This window comes from Campylobacter sp. CFSAN093227, from assembly GCF_012897855.1.
GTDB lineage: Bacteria > Campylobacterota > Campylobacteria > Campylobacterales > Campylobacteraceae > Campylobacter_D > Campylobacter_D jejuni.
In genome coordinates this window covers 1,705,777-1,723,190 of sequence record NZ_CP040610.1, presented here as the reverse complement: position 1 = coordinate 1,723,190, position 17,414 = coordinate 1,705,777, and the positions used below count along the sequence as shown (strand labels likewise).

The following is a 17,414-nucleotide window of genomic DNA, read 5'->3' as shown; positions in this document are numbered from 1 at the left end:
TTATTTTTAATTTGATAATTGATACCATTTTTTTTAATATTTTATTTTAAAATCAAGAAAGGATAAAAATGAATTTTGAAAGCATTATTTCTCATATGAATGATCATCATAAATCAAATTTAGTTGATCTTTGTAAAAAATTTGGTGGTATTGAGCAAGTGCAAGATGTTTTTCTAAAAAGTGTTGATTTTAATGGCTTGGATCTTGTTTACAATGATAAAGAAAATTTACGAGTGGAATTTCCTAAAAAAGCCGATGAAAACACGATTAAAGATACTATAATATCCCTTTGCATGAGTGCAAAGAGCGAGCAAAATTTTAGTGGAGTAGAAAAAGAATTAAATGAATTTATGCTAAGTTTTAATTCTGTAGCTTTGGCAACTTTAAATGCAAATGGAGAAGTTGTTTGCTCGTATGCACCTTTTGTAAGCACACAATGGGGAAATTATATTTATATAAGTGAAGTAAGCGAACATTTTAACAACATCAAAGCAAATCCAAACAATATAGAAATAATGTTTTTAGAGGATGAGAGTAAAGCCGCTTCTGTTATACTTCGTAAAAGATTGCGCTATAGAGTAGATGCAAGTTTTTTAGAGAGAGGTGAAAGATTTGATCAAATTTATGATGAGTTTGAAAAACAAACCGGAGGAGAAGGAGGCATTAAAACTATACGCAAGATGCTTGATTTTCATCTAGTAAAGCTTGAATTTAAAAAAGGACGCTTTGTAAAAGGTTTTGGTCAAGCTTATGATATAGAAAATGGAAATGTTACACATGTAGGTGCTAGTGGAAATCCACATAAATTCCTACATAAGCATTAATTTATATAAAATCTTATAAATTTTGTTCTTGTAAAGCTTGGGCTTGATGATGAGTGATTAAAGGTTCTATGATTTCATCAAAAAGCCCATCTTGCATAATGGCATCTAAGCGATATAAAGTAAGATTTATTCTATGATCGCTGATACGATTTTGTGGAAAATTGTAAGTGCGAATGCGTTCACTTCTATCTCCGCTTCCTACTTGTGATTTTCTTGCTTCACTTTCTTTTGCCAGTCTTTCACTCTCTTGCATTTCATAAAGCCTTGCTTTTAGGACTTTCATCGCACTTTCTTTATTTTTGTGTTGGCTTTTTCCATCTTGATTGACTACAACTATACCTGTAGGGATATGAGTGATACGAACAGCTGAATCAGTAGTATTTACACTTTGTCCACCATGTCCTGAAGATCGCATAACATCAACTTTAAGATCGTTTGGATTGATTTCGATTTCTATATCATCAACTTCTGGCATTACTGCCACGGTGATAGCAGAAGTATGCACGCGTCCTTGGGATTCTGTTTGAGGAACTCTTTGAACACGGTGCGTTCCACCTTCATATTTAAGTCTTGAATAAGCTCCTGTTCCTTTAACAAGCATGATGATTTCTTTAAATCCACCTACACTTCCTTCACTAGAACTTACAATCTCAAGTTTATAGCTACGATTTTCAGCATATCTTGCATAAGCTTTTACAAGATCTCCTACAAATAAAGATGCCTCATCGCCACCTGCGCCTGCACGAATTTCAAGAAAAATATTTCTTTCATCATTGGGATCCTTAGGAAGAAGTAAAATTTTAATCTCTTCTTCAAGCTTTGGTTTTAATTCTTCTAAAGTTTTTAGTTCTTCTTTCGCAAGTTCCCCAAGTTCTGGATCGTTTAGCAAAGCTTTATTTTCTTCTATATTGTCTAAAGTTTTTAAATACTCTTTAGCTTTTAAAACGATAGGTTCTAAATTTTTTTGTTCTTTAGAGAGTGTAGTCATTTTACTGATATCGTTGATTATATCAGAACTGCTAAGAAGAGAATTTAACTCTTCAAAGCGTTTTAAAAAAGGATCTAGTTTGCTAGCTAACATTAAAAACTATATAGAAAATTATGCGATTTTATTTACTAAAAGGGCTAAGCGGCTTACACGGCGAGAAGCAGTTTGTTTTTTAATGAAACCGCGACTTACCATAGCATGAATGCTTTTATTAGCTACTTTTAAAGCTTCATTAGCAGCATTTTTATCTCCATTTGCTGCAGCTTCTCTTACGGCTTTAGTTATATTTTTAAGTCTTGTTCTATAGAATCTATTTCTTTCTGTTTTTTTAATAGTTTGTCTTGCTCTTTTTTCAGCAGATTTATGGTTTGCCATTTATATTTTCCTTTTTTGAAATTAAAGACTAAATTATATAAGAATAAAATTTAAAATTTAATTAATTTAAGCAAAATTTCAAAATAAGTCTTTTAAATTTATATCCCAAAAAACTAAATTAAATTTAAGTAAAAATCCATAAATTACCGCACTTAAAAGTCCAGCAAACAATCCTGCTAACATATCATCAAGCATTACACCTAGTCCGCCTTTGACTTTTTTATCTATCTTACCAATAATAGAAGGTTTTGTAATGTCAAAGAGTCTGAATAAAACAAAAGCCAAAATAAAATTGACTATCGAGTTTTCAACACTTGCTGCAATAGCACAAGCAAGAAAAACTCCAGCAACCTCATCGATAACTATGTGTTTGTCATCGTGAATTCCTGTTTTTTTTTCATAATCATCTATAACACGAATACTTGCAACAAAAATTAAAATGCTTAGTAAAAACAAAGTATTAATCCCGAGATATTTAAGTATAAAAAAAGCAGGTATTAAAGCAGCGATAGTACCAAAAGTCCCACTTGCCTTTTTTACAGAACCTGAATAAAAAAAAGTTAAAAATAATTTTTGCATTTTATTACACCATATAAGACATTTGATGAATTTCTAAAAGTTTTTGATAAAATTCTTCATCATTTTTGTATTCTAAAATTCCATCAGTTGGAAAAAGCTCATTATAAATTTTTTGCATATTTTTTAATCTATTTGGAAAAAGAGAAGTTAAAATAACACTAGATACTTCCTTGCGCATGAAAATTGCTGGAGGAATGATACCCGCTCTTAGTAAATCTTTTAAAGACTGAGAATTATAGTGCAAATGGTGATGACAACCATGAGGGCAAGATCTTGTGCTAACAATCATGCGACATTGATCGCAAAATACAAATTCAGGCAAAACGATCACTTCTATGCCATAGTCCTTGGAAAAATCATCAAGTATGGTTTTTGGTTGGTTATCGTCATAAAACATTCCAAGTCCTGTATGATTTTGTCCTACTACTAGTTTGGTACAACCTAGACTTTTTGCGATAATACTTTCTAAGCCAGGATTTAAATGAGCGTGAAAAATATTAATATTTTTTAATGGAAAAATGAAAATTCTATCCGGTGGAAGATAGTTTTGAATAAATTTTTTCAAATATGCTTCTTTAAGTTCGAATTCAAACCCATTTACATCAAAAGATTCTACAAGAAAAATTACAACTAAATCTGCTTTATCAATAGTCCAACGAAACATTCTTTCATGGGCACGATGCAAAGGATCAAAACTTGAAACTATAGCAGTAATTTTTTGTGCATTAAGATTGTTTTTGATTTGTTGAAAATTTTCTTTTATTTTTTCAATTTGAGAATTATAAATTTCTATTTTTCCACTTATGCAAGTTGTTCCCATGTCTTCTAAAGAGCAAGTGTTAGGACTGAAAATATCAGAAAAATTTTTATTATTTTTAAATTGGCTTTTAAAATCTATATGTCCTACTACTTTTTCATCTAGTATGAGATCGATTCTATCGCCAGATTTTATATCATTTAGTGCTTCTTCAGCATTTTTTGGTGCAAAGCTTAAGGGATAGGGAAAACTTTCTCCTTTAAATTTTCCTGATTTAATGATTTCATTGACTTCTTTTTCATTCATTAAATGAGTGCAAGTACCTAGCAAACCTTCTTTAATAAGTGACAAGATGCCAAATTCATTTTGATCTATGGTAATGTTTTTATTTTTTCTTGCTGATTTCATATTTCTTCCTTTTTTCCCATAAAGATTTACGTGAAATGCCTAATTTTTTTGAAAGATCAGTATCAGGAAATATATTTTGGTAATTTATAATAACATATTTTACATACTCATCTATAGTTAAAATTTCATTGCTATTGATATTTTTTTCATTATCATTTAAATTAATGCAGTTTATTTTTAAATCATCTGTATTTGAATTGGTATGCAAAATAACATTTTTGTTTTGTATAAAATCTAGGAGTTTTTCCTTTTCTGTTGCTTTTAATGCTTGAAAATTACTCAAAAATAAGAGATTGTTTTCTGTGGGAAGTTTCATAACTTTTTCAACTGAATTTGTAGATGTTAAATCAATAAAAGAAAGAGTAATGTCACATTCATTTGCATAATTAAAAACAAAAGCATCAGCACTGCTTTGCTTGTTGGATTTTAATATCAATGGAAGTTTTAATTTTTTATAATTATACTCTGGAATTTTGATTGTTTCTAATCTTGATTTGATATAGCTTTGATAAGCTTTATTAAGAATTGAAAGTTTTCTAAAATCCTGATAATGCTTTATTTTTCTAATCAGCTCTTCTATCATAAAGGGTTTTTGAATATAATCACTAGCACCTAATTTCAAAGGATTTGAAACTGTATCTGTACTTATATAAGAAATAAGCAAAATAATAATACTATGTTTAAACTGACCTACGGCTTTTAGAAAATTATTAGTATTTGTAGAAAGCAGTATAATGTCATAGTATTTTTCACCATTGTATTCATCAAACGAGTTAATAATTTCACAGCTATATCCAGCATCACTTAGTTTAATGCTAATGCTTTGCGCTAGATAAATTTCATTTTCAATAATTAAAACTTTCATAATCTTGTCCAATCAAAATATTTTAAATTTACATTACTAAGCACCGCCATACCTTCTTTTCTTCCAATAAAACCCAATTTTTCCGTTGTTGTGGCTTTAACATTGATTCTAAATTCATCTAAATCTAAAGTATGAGCTATATTGCTTTGCATAGCTTGTTTAAAGTCTTTAAGTTTAGGGCTTTGTGCCATGACGCAAATGTCTATATTAATGAGTTCAAAACCTATTTCTCTGACTTTATCATAAGCTTGTTTTAAAAGCTCCATGGAGTTGGCATTTTTAAATTTCATATCAGTATCAGGATAAAGCTCTCCTATATCTCCAAGTCCTGCAGCACCTAAAATCGCATCGGTTAAAGAGTGAGCTAAAACATCTCCATCGCTGTGTGCTTTAAGCCCCATAGTAGGATGAATTTGCACTCCTGCTAAAAGCAAAGGGCGATTCTCTCCAAATTCATGCACATCAAAACCATTGCCAGTAAAAATTTCAAAGCTAGGTGTAGGCAAATCAAGTTTTTTAAGATCTTCTTTAAAGGTTAGTTTTCTTGCATTTTCTTCACCTTCAACAAACCAAATTTTTCCACCCATTGCAGCTATAGCTGTGCTATCATCTGTAAATTCTAGGTTTTGATCCAAGGCTTTTTTAAGCAATTTGGTTTTAGAAATTTGCGGGGTTTGAATGAGTTTGATTTTTTCTCTTTGCAAGGCTTCATTGTCAAAAAGTGTTGTATCTGCAACTTTTAAAGCAGGGGTAATACAATCTGCTTTATCTAAATTTTCAATCAAACGATCAAACAAATTTTTACTCACCAATACCCTTGCTACATCACTTACCATAACAAATTCGCTATCTATGAGCTCTAAGGCTTTTTTTAAGGATTCTGCTCTGGTATCACCACCTTCTATGAATTCATAGTTTTTAGTAAATTTTTTCATATAAGTGATATTACTAGAGGTAACAACTATTTTTTTAAAAGGATAAAAAGAGCTTAAATTTTTTGTTGCATAAAGCCAAAGAGGGTCATTTCCAAGTCGTAAAAATTGTTTTTTTACCTTTGTATTAAAACGAGTAGAATTTCCAGCTGCTAACATAATGAGGCTCATTTCACTCATTTTTTCATTCCTCTTTTTAATCATTGTTGGTTTTTATAATGTTACCATATTATACACTTATAAAAAGCTAAATTTTATCATTTTATTAGTAAAATTGATTTTTTTAAAAGACAAGGAAAAAATATGAAAGAACAAATTTTAGAGAAATTAAAAACTGTAAAATATCCTGGTTTTGAAAAGGATATAGTGAGTTTTAACTTTGTAAAAGATATTAAAATTCAAGATGATGGTGTATTCATTGATATAGAAATCGTTTCAGCAAATCCTGAAGTAGCTAATGAAATTCGTAAAAATATTATTGAAGCTTTATCAAGTTTGGCTTTAAAAAATATTGAACTTAATATCATTACTCCAAAAATTCCTGAAGAAAAAAGTAATTCAAGAAGTGGAAAAAATATCGCTCCACAAGTAAAAAATTTCATCATGGTTTCAAGTGGAAAAGGTGGTGTGGGTAAATCTACAACTACAGTAAATTTAGCAATTTCCATGGCTAAAATGGGAAAAAGAGTAGGTATTTTAGACGCGGATATTTATGGGCCAAATATTCCAAGAATGCTAGGTGAAACCAAAACTCAGCCTGAAGTAATAGGGCAGAGATTAAAGCCTATTTTAACTCATGGTGTTTATATGATGAGTATGGGGGTTTTGATCGAAGAGGGTCAAGGCCTTATGTGGCGTGGAGCTATGATTATGAAAGCAATCGAGCAACTTTTAGCTGATGTGATTTGGCCTGAACTTGATGTATTGTTTTTAGATATGCCTCCAGGAACAGGCGATGCACAAATTACTTCTGCGCAAAGTATTCCTATTACTGCAGGAGTTTGTGTAAGCACGCCTCAAACCGTATCTTTAGACGATAGCAAAAGAGCTTTAGATATGTTTAATAAACTTCATATTCCTATAGCGGGTGTGATTGAAAATATGAGTGGATTTTTATGTCCTGATAATGGTAAAGAGTATGATATTTTTGGTAAAGGAACAGCTGAAGATATGGCAAAAGCCTATAAAAGTGAAGTTTTAGCACAAATTCCTATAGAAATGATAGTAAGAGAAGGTGGAGATGAAGGCAAGCCTGTGAGTTTTTATCACCCTGAAAGTGTGAGTTCAAGGCGTTATTTAATGGCGGCTGAAAAAATTTGGAGTTTTATAGAAAAGATTAACAATGAAGGTGGTGCGGATAATTCTGCTATACAACCTGTGATGAATGGAAAAAGTGCGTGTTCGCATTAAAAATTAAGTGGATAAGGAAAAGAAAATGATTAATACTAAAGAAGATTTTTTACTTTTAATCAAACAAATCGAGCAAAAAAGTGGCTATAAAAAACCTAAAGCTTTTGGTATAGCAAGGCTTGATAGAGGACAGTTAAATAAAAATAAAATCTTACAAGCAAGTTTTGCTTTGATTAACTATGAGCAAAATTTTGGCTCAGCGGCAATCATGCTTGAAGCTTTTATGCAAAGGGGCGTGGAGATTGATTTTAATGCGAGTGAGTTTGTGCAAACTTTGAAATTAGAAGATATTGATTTTGCACTTTCTTGTTTTAAACCTTTTTTAGAAGAAGATGGGCATCAAAATATTGATTTATTAAAGATTATCAAAGATAAATTTAAAGACGATGAATTTTCTTTTGTTTGTCTTTTTGAAGATAAAGAACCTTTAAGTGTAGAAAGTATTTATCTAAAACTTTATTTGCTTTCTACTAAAAAAGTACCTTTAAGAAGTATCAATTTAAATGGAGCTTTTGGACTTTTAAGCAATGTAGCTTGGAGTGATGATAAGCCTATCGAGCTTGAGTATTTAAGAGCAAATGAAATGCGTTTAAAAATGAGCAATCAATATCCAAAAATCGATTTTGTTGATAAATTCCCAAGATTTTTAGCACATATTATCCCTGAGGATAATACAAGAATTTTAGAAAGTTCTAAAGTAAGAATGGGTGCGTCTTTAGCAGCAGGAACAACCATCATGCCAGGGGCAAGTTATGTGAATTTTAATGCAGGTACAACAGGAGCTTGTATGGTTGAAGGGCGTATTAGTTCAAGTGCTATAGTAGGAGAAGGTTCTGATGTAGGTGGCGGAGCTTCGATTTTAGGTGTTTTAAGTGGAACAAGTGGCAATGCTATAAGCGTAGGCAAGGCTTGTCTTTTAGGGGCTAATTCAGTGACAGGAATTCCTTTAGGGGATAATTGTATAGTTGATGCAGGTATTGCAGTGCTAGAAGGAACGAAATTTTTACTCAAAGATGCCGAAGAACTTGCTAAACTTAATCCTTATTTTAATTTTGATAAAGAAATTTACAAAGGCTTAGAGCTTAAAGGTTTAAATGGGCTACATTTCCGTCAAGATTCTATAAGTGGTGCTATGATAGTAGCTTTAAATAAAAAAGCAGTCAAACTTAATGAAGCCTTGCATTGATATAAATTTATTTTACATAAAGCTTTAAGCTTTATGTCTTTCTTTTAATTTTGAAATCACATCTGAGAAACTAAGATTTGCATCTGCAAGTAAAACACTTAAATGATACATTAAATCCGCTGCTTCACAAATAAGCTCTTCTTTATCTTTTGCTGTCGCTGCTAAAGCTGTTTCTACGCCTTCTTCACCAACTTTTTGTGCGATGCGTTTTGTACCACTTTTGAAAAGTTTTGCTGTATAAGAAGTATTTTCATCGGCATTTTTGCGTGCATTAATAAGTTTTTCAAGTCTGGCTAGAAAAACAAAATCTGCATTTTTAGAAATTTTTTCAAAACAAGAAATATCGCCCGTATGACAAGTAGGCCCTACAGGATTTGCTAAAATTAAAAGCGTGTCATTATCACAATCTAAGCTTAAATCTATGATATTTAAGAAATTTCCACTTTCTTCACCCTTTATCCAAAGACGCTGTTTTGTGCGTGAAAAAAAGACTACTTTGCCACTTTCTAAGCTTTTTTCTAAGGCTTCATTATTCATAAAGCCTAGCATTAAAACTTCGCAAGTTTTTGCATCTTGGATGATGACAGGTAAAAGATTATCCACTTTTTGCCAAGCGATTTTTTCATTAAGTTCTTTGAAATTTTGCATATTATATCCTTATACTTAAGCCTTGATTTTTAAGATAAATTTTTAATTCTTTAATGTCTATAAGTTTTTGATGAAAAACAGAAGCAGCTAAAGCCCCATCTATACCTAGTTTAAAAGCTTCTAAAAAATGTTCCATTTTTCCCGCTCCCCCACTTGCGATCAAAGGTACTTTACAAATTTTATATACAGCTTCTAATTGTTCTAAATCATAGCCATTTTTAACACCATCTTGATTCATCATATTTAAAACAATTTCGCCTGCACCTAGATCTTGCACTTTTTTAACCCATTCTAAAGTGCTTTTTCCACTATGTTTACTTGTTTTTTCATCCCCTGTGTATTGAAATACTTTTAAATTTCCATTTTCATCTTTAAAACTATCAATCCCTACTACTACGCATTGCACGCCAAAGCTTTTAGCAAGGCGTGTGATTAGGCTTGGATCATTTAAAGCAGGAGAATTGATAGAAATTTTATCTGCCCCATTAGCCAAAAGTTCAGCTGCATCTTCTTCGCTTTTAATACCCCCTGCAACACAAAAAGGAATATTGATATTTTTTGCTACTTCACTTACCCATTCTCTTGATATGCGTTCTTTTCTAGCACTTGCAGCAATATCATAAAAAACAAGCTCATCAATACCATTTTGAGAATAATACCTAGCAAGCTCTATGATATCTCCCATATCTTTATGGTTTTTAAATTGTGTTCCTTTTACTACTCTGCCATCTTTGACATCTAAACATGCAATTATGCGTTTTGTAAGCATTTATTTCTCCAAAATACATTTTTCTTTAAGATATTTTTCCATTTCTTCATCGCTTTTAATTTCATCAAAATTAGCTTGAATTTTTGCTTCTTTGCCCACTTTAATTTGTTTGTTTATATCATCAATAAATTCTTTAAAATTTGGATTTTTATTGATCAGCATATTTAGTGTTTGAATATCAAGTTCTTTTTCTTTTGCACTAATTAAAATTTGAGAATTTGAAATATCTTTTTCAAGTTTTATCACTCCTATGCCAAAACTTTGATTTAAGCGTCTTAACTCACTTAAAACTTCGCTATCAATTTCTTGTAAAACAACCAAATAGCCTTCATTTGCCCAGCTAGAATTGCTTACAGCTTGAAAATAGCATTCTTTTAAATTTGAAAAATTTAAAGCAATTTTAAGTTCAAAAGAAAAAAGCTTATAACTATTTTGTTTGATATTTTCTAAAAGTGTTATGGTCTCTTTTTCATAATCATCATAAGGAAAATAAACCCCTACAATATCAGGATAATTCCACTTATCTTCCCCGCCCTTACCCTTTTTGCTTTGTTCGTGATAAATTGTTTTGCAATTTAAATTAAAATCTAAATTTTCATATAAAAATTTTACAAGCAAGGGGTGTAAATCTCTTTCATGAAATTTATTTTTTTCTTGTTTTTCATTGGTAATTTCATTTTTATTATCAAGCTTTAAAAGTTCATTTTCTCTTTCTTTTAGCCAAAAAGTTGTAGGTTTTATTGAGGTTTTAAGAAAGTTAATTTTATCTGTAAGCAACCTATTCCAAATTGTTTGAGTGGGTGTTTGTCCTATACTAGAAAGCTTTTTATCTAAGCCTTTTTCAAGAGCTTTTTGCCAAATTTCACTCACATTTAAAGGCTTTTTAGTTTGTTTTAAAACTTCTATAATTAATTCTTTATAGGTCAATTTTCCAGACATCTTATCCCTTCTTCTACACTAAAAACTCCGTCTAATAAAGCTTTTCCTACGATAACCCCACTACAAATTCCTTTTAAGTTTTCAAGGTCTTTTAAGCTTGCTACTCCACCACTTGCCTGAATGCAAATATGAGGAAAAATTTCATGGATAAGTTTATAAAGTCTTGCATTTACTCCTTGCATGGTGCCATCTTTTGAAATATCTGTGCAAAGTATGTGTTTTAAGCCTTTATTGCTATAAAAATCTAAAACTTCCATAAGCTTTTTATCGCTTGCTTCTTGCCAAGCATTTACAGCCACAACATAATCTTCTTTTAAAATCGTATCTAAGGCTAAAACTATAGCTTCACTACCAAATTCTTTTAAAATTTCAAGACATAAAGTCGCATCTTTAATTGCCATAGATCCTATAACTACTCTTTTTACTCCACAATCAAGCAAAGCTCTAACTTCTGCTTTAGAGCGTATACCTCCACCTACTTGCAAATTGACACTGACTTCTTTGGCTAATTTTTCTATCAAAGCAAATTGTCTTTTGCTAGGATCTTTTGCACCTGTAAGATCTACAAGATGAAGTTCTTTCGCTCCTGCTTTTTCGTATTCTTTAAATTTCTTTAAGGGATTGTATTTATATACTTTTTTTTGTTCGTAATCCCCTTTTACAAGACGCACCACTTCGCCATCTATAAGATCGAGTGCGGGTATGATTTGAGTCATCCTATATCCTTAATAAAATTTGAAATTAAAATTTCCCCAGCCTCGCTACTTCTTTCAGGGTGAAATTGCACTCCGTAAAAATTATCTTTCATTACGCTTGCGCTAAATTTTTGCGAATACTCACAATCTGCTATAGTGTATTTCCCAAGTCCTACACAATAACTATGCACAAAATAAAAATAAGCCCCTTCTAAGCCTTTAAACAAAGCATGAGAGCTATAAACTTCATTCCATCCCATATGTGGAAAAGTAAAGCCTTCTTTAGCTTTAAATTTTTGAGTTGTAAAATCTATGAGTTTTAAGGTTTCTTGATTTAATTCTTCAGAAAAATTTCCTAAAATTTGCATACCTAAACAAATACCAAGCAAAGGTTTTTTGGTATTTTGAATAAAATCAATAAGATTAAATTGTTCTAAATTTTTCATTGCTTCTTTTGCGGTACCCACTCCAGGTAAAAAAAGCTTATCCGCACTTTCAAGTTCTTTTAAATCCCTACTGATAGTTGCATTAAAACCTAATCTATCTAGACAAAATTTCAAAGATGCTAAATTCGCACAGGCTGTATCGATGATGATGATTTTCATATCACTCCTTTAGAGCTGGCTAAATTTTCACTTTCTATTTTTACTGCCATTTTCAAAGCTTTTGCAAAGGCTTTAAAAAGCCCTTCGGCTTTATGATGATCGTTTTTGCCTTTAACTTTTAAATGCAAACTCACGCCCATAGCATAGCTTAAAGAATAAAAAAAGTGCTCGATCATTTCTGTGCTTAAAGCCCCTAAATGAGATTTTTTAAATTTGGCTTTATAGACTAAATGGGGACGATTGCAAAAATCCATCGCACAACTTGCCAAACACTCATCCATAGGTAAAGCAAAACCATATCTTGCAATGCCGATTTTATCCCCTAAAGCTTTTTTGATACAAGCTCCAAGTGCTAAGGCTACATCTTCAACGCTATGATGCTCATCGATTTCCAAATCTCCTTTACAAGAAATTTCAAGCCCTATACCTCCATGTACAGCGATTTGCTCTAACATGTGATCAAAAAAATCAATACCTGTTTTAATGCTAACCTTACCCCCATTTAAGCATACCTTTACTTTTATATCTGTTTCTTTAGTAGTTCTTTGATAGCTCGCGCTTCTAAAAGAACTTAAAATTTCATTTTCTATTTCTTTCCAAGAAAGTTCGCCGTATTTTAAACCACGCACGCCTAAATTTGAAGCCAAGATCATATCACTTTCACGATCTCCTATAACAAAACTTTGCTCCTTATCATAAAGTTCGTGTTTGATATACTCTTCTAACATAGCGGTTTTAGGTTTTCTGCAAGCACAATTTTCATTTTCAAAATGCGGACAAATAAAAATATCTTGAAATTCTATACCGCAACTTTTTAAAATATCAAGCATTTTTTCATGAGCGATTTCAAAATTTTCCTTTGGAAAACTTGGTGTTCCAAGACCGTCTTGATTGCTTACCATAACAAATTTAAATCCAAATTTTTTTAGTTTTAAAAGAGTGGGAATAGCATCTTTTTCAAAACGCAATTTTTCAAGAGTATCGATTTGAAAATCGCTTTTTGGCTCCTCTATTAAAGTGCCATCTCTATCTATAAAAAGGATTTTTTGACTCATTTTAAGCTTTCTAAACGAAAAGTTACTGCATTTTTGTGCGCGTCTAAATGCTCATTTTGTGCTAAAATTTCAACACTTTTACCTAAAGCTAAAAAACCTTCTTTACTTAACTCTTGAACGGTCATTCTTTTACTAAAATCTGCCAAACCTAAACTAGAATGCGTTTTAGTAAGTCCATAAGTAGGTAAAACATGATTTGTCCCACTTGCATAATCACCCATAGACTCTGGGGAATAAGCTCCTAAAAATACTGATCCTGCGTGTTTTACACCTTTTAAAAGTTCTCGTGGATTTTGAGTTTGTATGATCAAATGTTCAGGGGCGTAAAGATTTGAAATTTCTAAGGCTTGATTTAAATCTTTAGCTATGATAATGCGTGAATTAGCAATGCTTTTGCTTGCAAGTTCTTTGCGAGGCAAAAGTTCTAATTGACTTTGGACTTCATCACTTGCTTTTTTAGTAAAATCTTGACTTAAACACACTAAAATCACTTGAGAATCTGCACCATGTTCAGCTTGTGAAAGCAAATCACTAGCTACAAATTTTTCATTAGCTAAATCATCAGCTATGACTAAAACTTCACTAGGTCCTGCTTGCATATCAATAGCTGCTCCGTTTATATCACTACTTACTTGGCGTTTTGCTTCGGTTACAAAGGCATTTCCTGGGCCAAAAATTTTATCCACCTTTAAAACACTTTGGGTACCGTAAGCCAAAGCTGCTATAGCTCCTGCACCGCCCATTTGATAAATTTCATCCACGCCACAAAGCTTAGCACAAAAAAGCACAGCATCATTGATTTTTGCAGGACTTGCTAAAACGATTTTTTCACAACCTGCAATTTTTGCAGGAATAGCTAGCATTAAAACCGTTGAAAACAAAGGTGCCAAACCCCCTGGTATGTAAAGTCCTACTTTTTCTATAGGGCGTGTTAAAACTTCACATTTAACGCCTTTTGTAGTTTCAAGAGCGATTTCATGTGGGATTTGGGCTTCGTGAAATTTTTTGATATTTTCATAAGCCACTAAAATAGCTTCTTGTAAATCTTTATCTAAACGATTGCTTGCTTGAGTGATTTCTTCTTGAGTGATTTTAATCTTTGAAATTTCAGCCTTATCAAATTTCAAAGCTTGTTCTATCAAAGCTTCATCGCCTTTTTCTTGCACTTCTTTAATGATAGAACTTACTATTTTTGAAATTTCATCTTTCGCACTTATAGCAGGGCGTTTTAACGCTTCTTCTTTTTGTTTTTCATCCAAATTATCATATACTAAAATTTGCATTTTTTACTCACTTTAACATTTTTTCTATAGGCAGAACTAAAATCGAACTCGCACCTTCTTCTTTTAAAGCCTCCATGGTTTCCCAAAAAAGATTTTCTTTACTTACCATATGTAAAGCTACATTTTTTTCATCGTGTGCTAAAGGTAAGATAGTCGGTCTTTCAACTCCTGGAAGTAGGGCTTGAATTTTATCAAGTTTTTCTTTTGGAGCATGAAGCATAATGTATTTAGATTCTCTTGCTTGCATTACTCCTGCTACACGCAACATAATTTTATCCACTAAGGCTTGTTTTTCTTTACTTAAAGCATTTTCTTTTTGAATCAAACAAGCACGAGATTCATAAATGACTTTAACTTCTTTAAGATTGTTTGCTTGTAAAGTTGCCCCGCTTGAAACAAGATCGCAAATCGCATCGGCTAAATTTGCCCTAGGGGCTACTTCAACAGAACCTGTAAGCGTACAATTTTTATAATTAATCCCATTTTCTTTCATAAAACGCTTTAAAAGTTGTGGATAAGAAGTAGCTATCCTTAAGCCTTCAAAATCTTTCAAATTTTGAAATTTATTTTCTTGAGGTAAGGCAAGAGAAAGACGGCAATATCCAAAATCTAGCTTTTTTAAAAGCTTATAGCTTGGATTTTCTCCTAAAGACTGGCGTTCAAGTTCATTTTCTTCTAAAACATTTTCCCCTATAATGCCTAAATCTACAACCCCATCAAAAATAAGCCCAGGGATATCATCATCTCTAACGCGTAAAATATCTATGGGTAAATTTGTAGAAAAAGCGATCAAGCTTTGTTCATGGATATGCATTTTAACACCACATTCTGAAAGAAGCTCTATGGATTCTTTTGAAAGTCTACCTGATTTTTGTATCGCAATGCGTAAACGAGTGTTTTCTTGCATAACATATCCTTGAAATTAAAAATTAAAAACTTATATTAGCATAAGTAGTTGAATTTTTAGCAAGGGTTTTAGAAAATAAATAAATTTAATTTTATTTAAAATAATTATTTAAAACTTTTTATTTTTAAGGTATTTAATTGAAGTATTAATCCTAGCAAAAGCTAGGATTTGATTAAGCTACAAATTCGATGAAAGCCATTTCAGCAGCATCACCACGGCGAATTCTTGTTTTGATGATTCTTGTATATCCACCATTGCGATCTTTGAATTTTGGAGCAATTTCAGTCACTAATTTATTAGTAGCGTTTTTATCTTGCAATGAAGCAAAAACTGCTCTATGAGCGTTAAAATCTCCAAGTCTTGCTCTAGTAATCAATCTTTCTACATAACCTCTTAATTCTTTAGCTTTTGGTAGAGTAGTTTCGATTTTTCCGCTATTTACTAAAGCTATAGTTAAATTTTTTAATAAGGCAGCACGATGAGATGAAGTTCTGCCAAGTTTTCTATATCCATGTTTATGTCTCATTCTTTATCCTTCGTTTTGTGCTTTTAATTCTGCGATTTTATTTTTAAGTATTTCTTTATTATCGCTAAGCTTAGAAGTTCCCACAGGAAAACCTATGCTTTCCATGATGTTTTTAATTTCATCAAGAGATTTTTTACCTAAATTTTTAAGCCCTGCAAGTTCACTTACACTCATCAAAGCAAGCTCGCCTATGTAAACTACTCCTGCTTTTTCAAGACAATTATAACTTCTAGCACTTAAATTTAAATCTGTAATGTTTTGCAATAATTTAGTATTTTCTAGTTCATTGCTTGTTGCTTGATTTTTAATTACGCTTCTAACATTGGTGATTTTATCAAATACTGATAATTGTTTATACATAGCTTCTAGAGCATTTTGAAAAGCTTCATTTGGAGTGATTTGTCCATCAGTTGTTACGGTTAAAACCACTTTTTCATAATCAGGATTATCTTCAAACAAAACTTTTTCAATATCATAGGTTGCTTCTCTTACAGGTGTAAAGAAAGCATCTAAAGCTATAAATTTAGGATCATTTATAAGCTCTTTAATTTCTTCGCTTGGTACATAGCCAATACCTTTTTCAACGATCAATGTGAATTTGAGTTCAGCATCTTCGTTGATAGTTGCTAGATAGGCGTCTTTGTTTACTACTTCTACTTGATCATTATTTAGATCTTTGCCGTAAATTTCTTTTGAGCCTTTAAAGCTAAATTCTACTATTTCTTTATTTGATTCGCCTTTAATTTTAAAGCGTAGTTTTTTTAGATTAATGATAAAAAGTGCTACATCTTCAAGCATACCACGCATGCTATCAAATTCATGAGCTACGCCATCAATATGGATCGCAGTTGGAGCATATCCTATGGTGCTAGTGTAAAGCAAACGGCGTAAAGGATGGGCTAGGGTGATTCCATAGCCGATCTCAAAAGGCCAAGCACTGATTTTAGCCACAGTATCACTAATGTTTTCTATTGTAAATTCTGTTGGCGTATAAGCAGATGTTGTAATATTTCTCATATTTAGCCCCTATTACTTAGAGTAAAGCTCAACGATAAATCTTTCCTCAACCGGAATGACAACTTCTTCTCTTTCAGGTTTTCTAGTGAAAATTCCAAATCTTTTATCTTTTTCCACATCTACCCAAGCAACGATACCTGTTTGAGCAGTAAGCTCGATCGCCCTTGTGATTTGAGGATTATTTTTGCTTTTTTCTATTACTTCGATTTTTGCTCCTGCTTCTACTCTAAAGCTAGGGATATCTACTCTTTTTCCATTTACTAAAATGTGTCCATGAGTTACAAGTTGTCTTGCAAAACGACGAGTTGTAGCAAAGCCCATTCTATAAACTACATTGTCAAGTCTTTGCTCTAAAAGTTGGATAAGTAAAACCCCTGTATTGCCATCTCTTCTAGCAGCTTCTGCAAAAAGTCTTCTGAATTGTTTTTCACTTACTCCATACATAAATTTAGCTTTTTGTTTTTCTCTTAATTGGAGTCCGTATTCACTGATTTTACCTTTTCTTGCTCCGTGTTGTCCTGGTGCATAAGGGCGTTTATCTAATGCGCTTTTTCCGGCTAGTCTTCTTTCTCCTTTTAATGCTAAGCTAACACCAAAGCGTCTTTCTAATTTTTCTACTGGTCCTCTATATCTTGCCATAATTAAT

20 protein-coding genes are annotated in these 17,414 nt (G+C 31.9%); 3 read left to right on the top strand and 17 right to left on the bottom strand.

The window, feature by feature from the left end; all coding sequences use genetic code 11:
- Window positions 1-68 precede the first annotated feature (68 nt).
- On the top strand, window positions 69-824 hold the full coding sequence (locus tag FBF06_RS08895; protein WP_002860068.1) for a HugZ family heme oxygenase: 756 nt from the start codon (window positions 69-71) through the stop codon (window positions 822-824).
- 13 nt (window positions 825-837) lie between these two features.
- On the opposite strand, the gene prfA is transcribed toward FBF06_RS08895, so the two are convergent.
- The 6 genes from prfA to FBF06_RS08865 form a co-directional block, all read right to left on the bottom strand.
- A complete protein-coding gene (prfA, locus tag FBF06_RS08890; RefSeq protein WP_002860067.1) occupies window positions 838-1,905 on the bottom strand; it encodes a peptide chain release factor 1 in 1,068 nt (355 codons plus the stop codon).
- 18 nt (window positions 1,906-1,923) lie between these two features.
- Window positions 1,924-2,187, bottom strand: coding sequence for a 30S ribosomal protein S20 (rpsT, locus tag FBF06_RS08885; protein WP_002856547.1), 264 nt, complete (start codon window positions 2,185-2,187; stop codon window positions 1,924-1,926).
- A gap of 78 nt (window positions 2,188-2,265) precedes the next feature.
- A complete protein-coding gene (locus FBF06_RS08880) occupies window positions 2,266-2,766 on the bottom strand; it encodes a phosphatidylglycerophosphatase A (RefSeq protein ID WP_002851418.1) in 501 nt (166 codons plus the stop codon).
- Window positions 2,767-2,770: 4 nt separating this feature from the next.
- The gene (locus tag FBF06_RS08875) at window positions 2,771-3,931 is read right to left on the bottom strand and encodes a sulfate adenylyltransferase (protein WP_002868300.1); all 1,161 of its coding nucleotides are present in this window, start codon (window positions 3,929-3,931) and stop codon (window positions 2,771-2,773) included.
- Window positions 3,909-4,796, bottom strand: a complete 888-nt coding sequence (locus tag FBF06_RS08870; protein WP_002868301.1) for a response regulator — start codon at window positions 4,794-4,796, stop codon at window positions 3,909-3,911. The genes FBF06_RS08875 and FBF06_RS08870 overlap by 23 nt, the downstream gene beginning before the upstream one ends.
- Entirely contained in the window at window positions 4,793-5,908 is a 1,116-nt protein-coding gene (locus FBF06_RS08865) for a bifunctional 2-C-methyl-D-erythritol 4-phosphate cytidylyltransferase/2-C-methyl-D-erythritol 2,4-cyclodiphosphate synthase (RefSeq protein ID WP_002868302.1), read from the bottom strand. The genes FBF06_RS08870 and FBF06_RS08865 overlap by 4 nt, the downstream gene beginning before the upstream one ends.
- Window positions 5,909-6,031: 123 nt before the next feature.
- Here FBF06_RS08865 and FBF06_RS08860 point away from each other — a divergent pair, with 123 nt between their 5' ends.
- Together FBF06_RS08860 and FBF06_RS08855 are read left to right on the top strand one after the other, a co-directional pair.
- Window positions 6,032-7,138, top strand: coding sequence for an Mrp/NBP35 family ATP-binding protein (locus tag FBF06_RS08860; protein WP_002902843.1), 1,107 nt, complete (start codon window positions 6,032-6,034; stop codon window positions 7,136-7,138).
- 25 nt (window positions 7,139-7,163) lie between these two features.
- The gene (locus FBF06_RS08855; protein ID WP_002851311.1) at window positions 7,164-8,324 is read left to right on the top strand and encodes a 2,3,4,5-tetrahydropyridine-2,6-carboxylate N-succinyltransferase; all 1,161 of its coding nucleotides are present in this window, start codon (window positions 7,164-7,166) and stop codon (window positions 8,322-8,324) included.
- Window positions 8,325-8,348: 24 nt separating this feature from the next.
- On the opposite strand, the gene hisIE is transcribed toward FBF06_RS08855, so the two are convergent.
- The 11 genes from hisIE to rpsD form a co-directional block, all read right to left on the bottom strand.
- On the bottom strand, window positions 8,349-8,972 hold the full coding sequence (gene hisIE / locus FBF06_RS08850) for a bifunctional phosphoribosyl-AMP cyclohydrolase/phosphoribosyl-ATP diphosphatase HisIE (RefSeq protein WP_002860063.1): 624 nt from the start codon (window positions 8,970-8,972) through the stop codon (window positions 8,349-8,351).
- 1 nt (window position 8,973) lies between these two features.
- Window positions 8,974-9,741 (bottom strand): imidazole glycerol phosphate synthase subunit HisF, encoded by a 768-nt coding sequence (gene hisF, locus FBF06_RS08845; protein ID WP_002860062.1) that lies wholly within the window; start codon window positions 9,739-9,741, stop codon window positions 8,974-8,976.
- The gene (locus FBF06_RS08840) at window positions 9,742-10,680 is read right to left on the bottom strand and encodes an HTH domain-containing protein (RefSeq protein WP_002860061.1); all 939 of its coding nucleotides are present in this window, start codon (window positions 10,678-10,680) and stop codon (window positions 9,742-9,744) included.
- On the bottom strand, window positions 10,665-11,396 hold the full coding sequence (hisA, locus tag FBF06_RS08835) for a 1-(5-phosphoribosyl)-5-[(5-phosphoribosylamino)methylideneamino]imidazole-4-carboxamide isomerase (protein WP_002860060.1): 732 nt from the start codon (window positions 11,394-11,396) through the stop codon (window positions 10,665-10,667). The genes FBF06_RS08840 and hisA overlap by 16 nt, the downstream gene beginning before the upstream one ends.
- The gene (gene hisH / locus FBF06_RS08830) at window positions 11,393-11,980 is read right to left on the bottom strand and encodes an imidazole glycerol phosphate synthase subunit HisH (protein ID WP_002851270.1); all 588 of its coding nucleotides are present in this window, start codon (window positions 11,978-11,980) and stop codon (window positions 11,393-11,395) included. The genes hisA and hisH overlap by 4 nt, the downstream gene beginning before the upstream one ends.
- Complete coding sequence (gene hisB / locus FBF06_RS08825; RefSeq protein WP_002858024.1) at window positions 11,977-13,035, bottom strand: bifunctional histidinol-phosphatase/imidazoleglycerol-phosphate dehydratase HisB; 1,059 nt, start codon at window positions 13,033-13,035, stop codon at window positions 11,977-11,979. The genes hisH and hisB overlap by 4 nt, the downstream gene beginning before the upstream one ends.
- The gene (hisD, locus tag FBF06_RS08820) at window positions 13,032-14,318 is read right to left on the bottom strand and encodes a histidinol dehydrogenase (RefSeq protein WP_002860059.1); all 1,287 of its coding nucleotides are present in this window, start codon (window positions 14,316-14,318) and stop codon (window positions 13,032-13,034) included. Before hisD ends, hisB begins: the two co-directional genes overlap by 4 nt.
- Window positions 14,319-14,325: 7 nt before the next feature.
- The gene (hisG, locus tag FBF06_RS08815; RefSeq protein ID WP_002858407.1) at window positions 14,326-15,225 is read right to left on the bottom strand and encodes an ATP phosphoribosyltransferase; all 900 of its coding nucleotides are present in this window, start codon (window positions 15,223-15,225) and stop codon (window positions 14,326-14,328) included.
- 172 nt (window positions 15,226-15,397) lie between these two features.
- Window positions 15,398-15,751: a 50S ribosomal protein L17 gene (rplQ, locus tag FBF06_RS08810; RefSeq protein ID WP_002851332.1), complete on the bottom strand. Its 354-nt coding sequence runs from the start codon at window positions 15,749-15,751 to the stop codon at window positions 15,398-15,400.
- Window positions 15,752-15,754: 3 nt separating this feature from the next.
- Entirely contained in the window at window positions 15,755-16,768 is a 1,014-nt protein-coding gene (locus tag FBF06_RS08805) for a DNA-directed RNA polymerase subunit alpha (protein ID WP_002855748.1), read from the bottom strand.
- Between the two features lie 12 nt (window positions 16,769-16,780).
- Window positions 16,781-17,407 carry a 30S ribosomal protein S4 gene (gene rpsD / locus FBF06_RS08800; protein WP_002902849.1) on the bottom strand — a complete coding sequence of 209 codons (627 nt, stop codon included), beginning with the start codon at window positions 17,405-17,407 and terminating at the stop codon, window positions 16,781-16,783.
- Window positions 17,408-17,414 lie beyond the last annotated feature (7 nt).

Excerpts from the sequence above, each read along its gene's own strand:
- FBF06_RS08895 (WP_002860068.1), top strand. The coding sequence starts at position 69 with ATGAATTTTGAAAGCATTATTTCTCATATGAATGATCATCATAAATCA.
- prfA (WP_002860067.1), bottom strand. The coding sequence starts at position 1,905 with ATGTTAGCTAGCAAACTAGATCCTTTTTTAAAACGCTTTGAAGAGTTA.
- rpsT (WP_002856547.1), bottom strand. The coding sequence starts at position 2,187 with ATGGCAAACCATAAATCTGCTGAAAAAAGAGCAAGACAAACTATTAAA.
- FBF06_RS08880 (WP_002851418.1), bottom strand. The coding sequence starts at position 2,766 with ATGCAAAAATTATTTTTAACTTTTTTTTATTCAGGTTCTGTAAAAAAG.
- FBF06_RS08875 (WP_002868300.1), bottom strand. The coding sequence starts at position 3,931 with ATGAAATCAGCAAGAAAAAATAAAAACATTACCATAGATCAAAATGAA.
- FBF06_RS08870 (WP_002868301.1), bottom strand. The coding sequence starts at position 4,796 with ATGAAAGTTTTAATTATTGAAAATGAAATTTATCTAGCGCAAAGCATT.
- FBF06_RS08865 (WP_002868302.1), bottom strand. The coding sequence starts at position 5,908 with ATGAGTGAAATGAGCCTCATTATGTTAGCAGCTGGAAATTCTACTCGT.
- FBF06_RS08860 (WP_002902843.1), top strand. The coding sequence starts at position 6,032 with ATGAAAGAACAAATTTTAGAGAAATTAAAAACTGTAAAATATCCTGGT.
- FBF06_RS08855 (WP_002851311.1), top strand. The coding sequence starts at position 7,164 with ATGATTAATACTAAAGAAGATTTTTTACTTTTAATCAAACAAATCGAG.
- hisIE (WP_002860063.1), bottom strand. The coding sequence starts at position 8,972 with ATGCAAAATTTCAAAGAACTTAATGAAAAAATCGCTTGGCAAAAAGTG.
- hisF (WP_002860062.1), bottom strand. The coding sequence starts at position 9,741 with ATGCTTACAAAACGCATAATTGCATGTTTAGATGTCAAAGATGGCAGA.
- FBF06_RS08840 (WP_002860061.1), bottom strand. The coding sequence starts at position 10,680 with ATGTCTGGAAAATTGACCTATAAAGAATTAATTATAGAAGTTTTAAAA.
- hisA (WP_002860060.1), bottom strand. The coding sequence starts at position 11,396 with ATGACTCAAATCATACCCGCACTCGATCTTATAGATGGCGAAGTGGTG.
- hisH (WP_002851270.1), bottom strand. The coding sequence starts at position 11,980 with ATGAAAATCATCATCATCGATACAGCCTGTGCGAATTTAGCATCTTTG.
- hisB (WP_002858024.1), bottom strand. The coding sequence starts at position 13,035 with ATGAGTCAAAAAATCCTTTTTATAGATAGAGATGGCACTTTAATAGAG.
- hisD (WP_002860059.1), bottom strand. The coding sequence starts at position 14,318 with ATGCAAATTTTAGTATATGATAATTTGGATGAAAAACAAAAAGAAGAA.
- hisG (WP_002858407.1), bottom strand. The coding sequence starts at position 15,225 with ATGCAAGAAAACACTCGTTTACGCATTGCGATACAAAAATCAGGTAGA.
- rplQ (WP_002851332.1), bottom strand. The coding sequence starts at position 15,751 with ATGAGACATAAACATGGATATAGAAAACTTGGCAGAACTTCATCTCAT.
- FBF06_RS08805 (WP_002855748.1), bottom strand. The coding sequence starts at position 16,768 with ATGAGAAATATTACAACATCTGCTTATACGCCAACAGAATTTACAATA.
- rpsD (WP_002902849.1), bottom strand. The coding sequence starts at position 17,407 with ATGGCAAGATATAGAGGACCAGTAGAAAAATTAGAAAGACGCTTTGGT.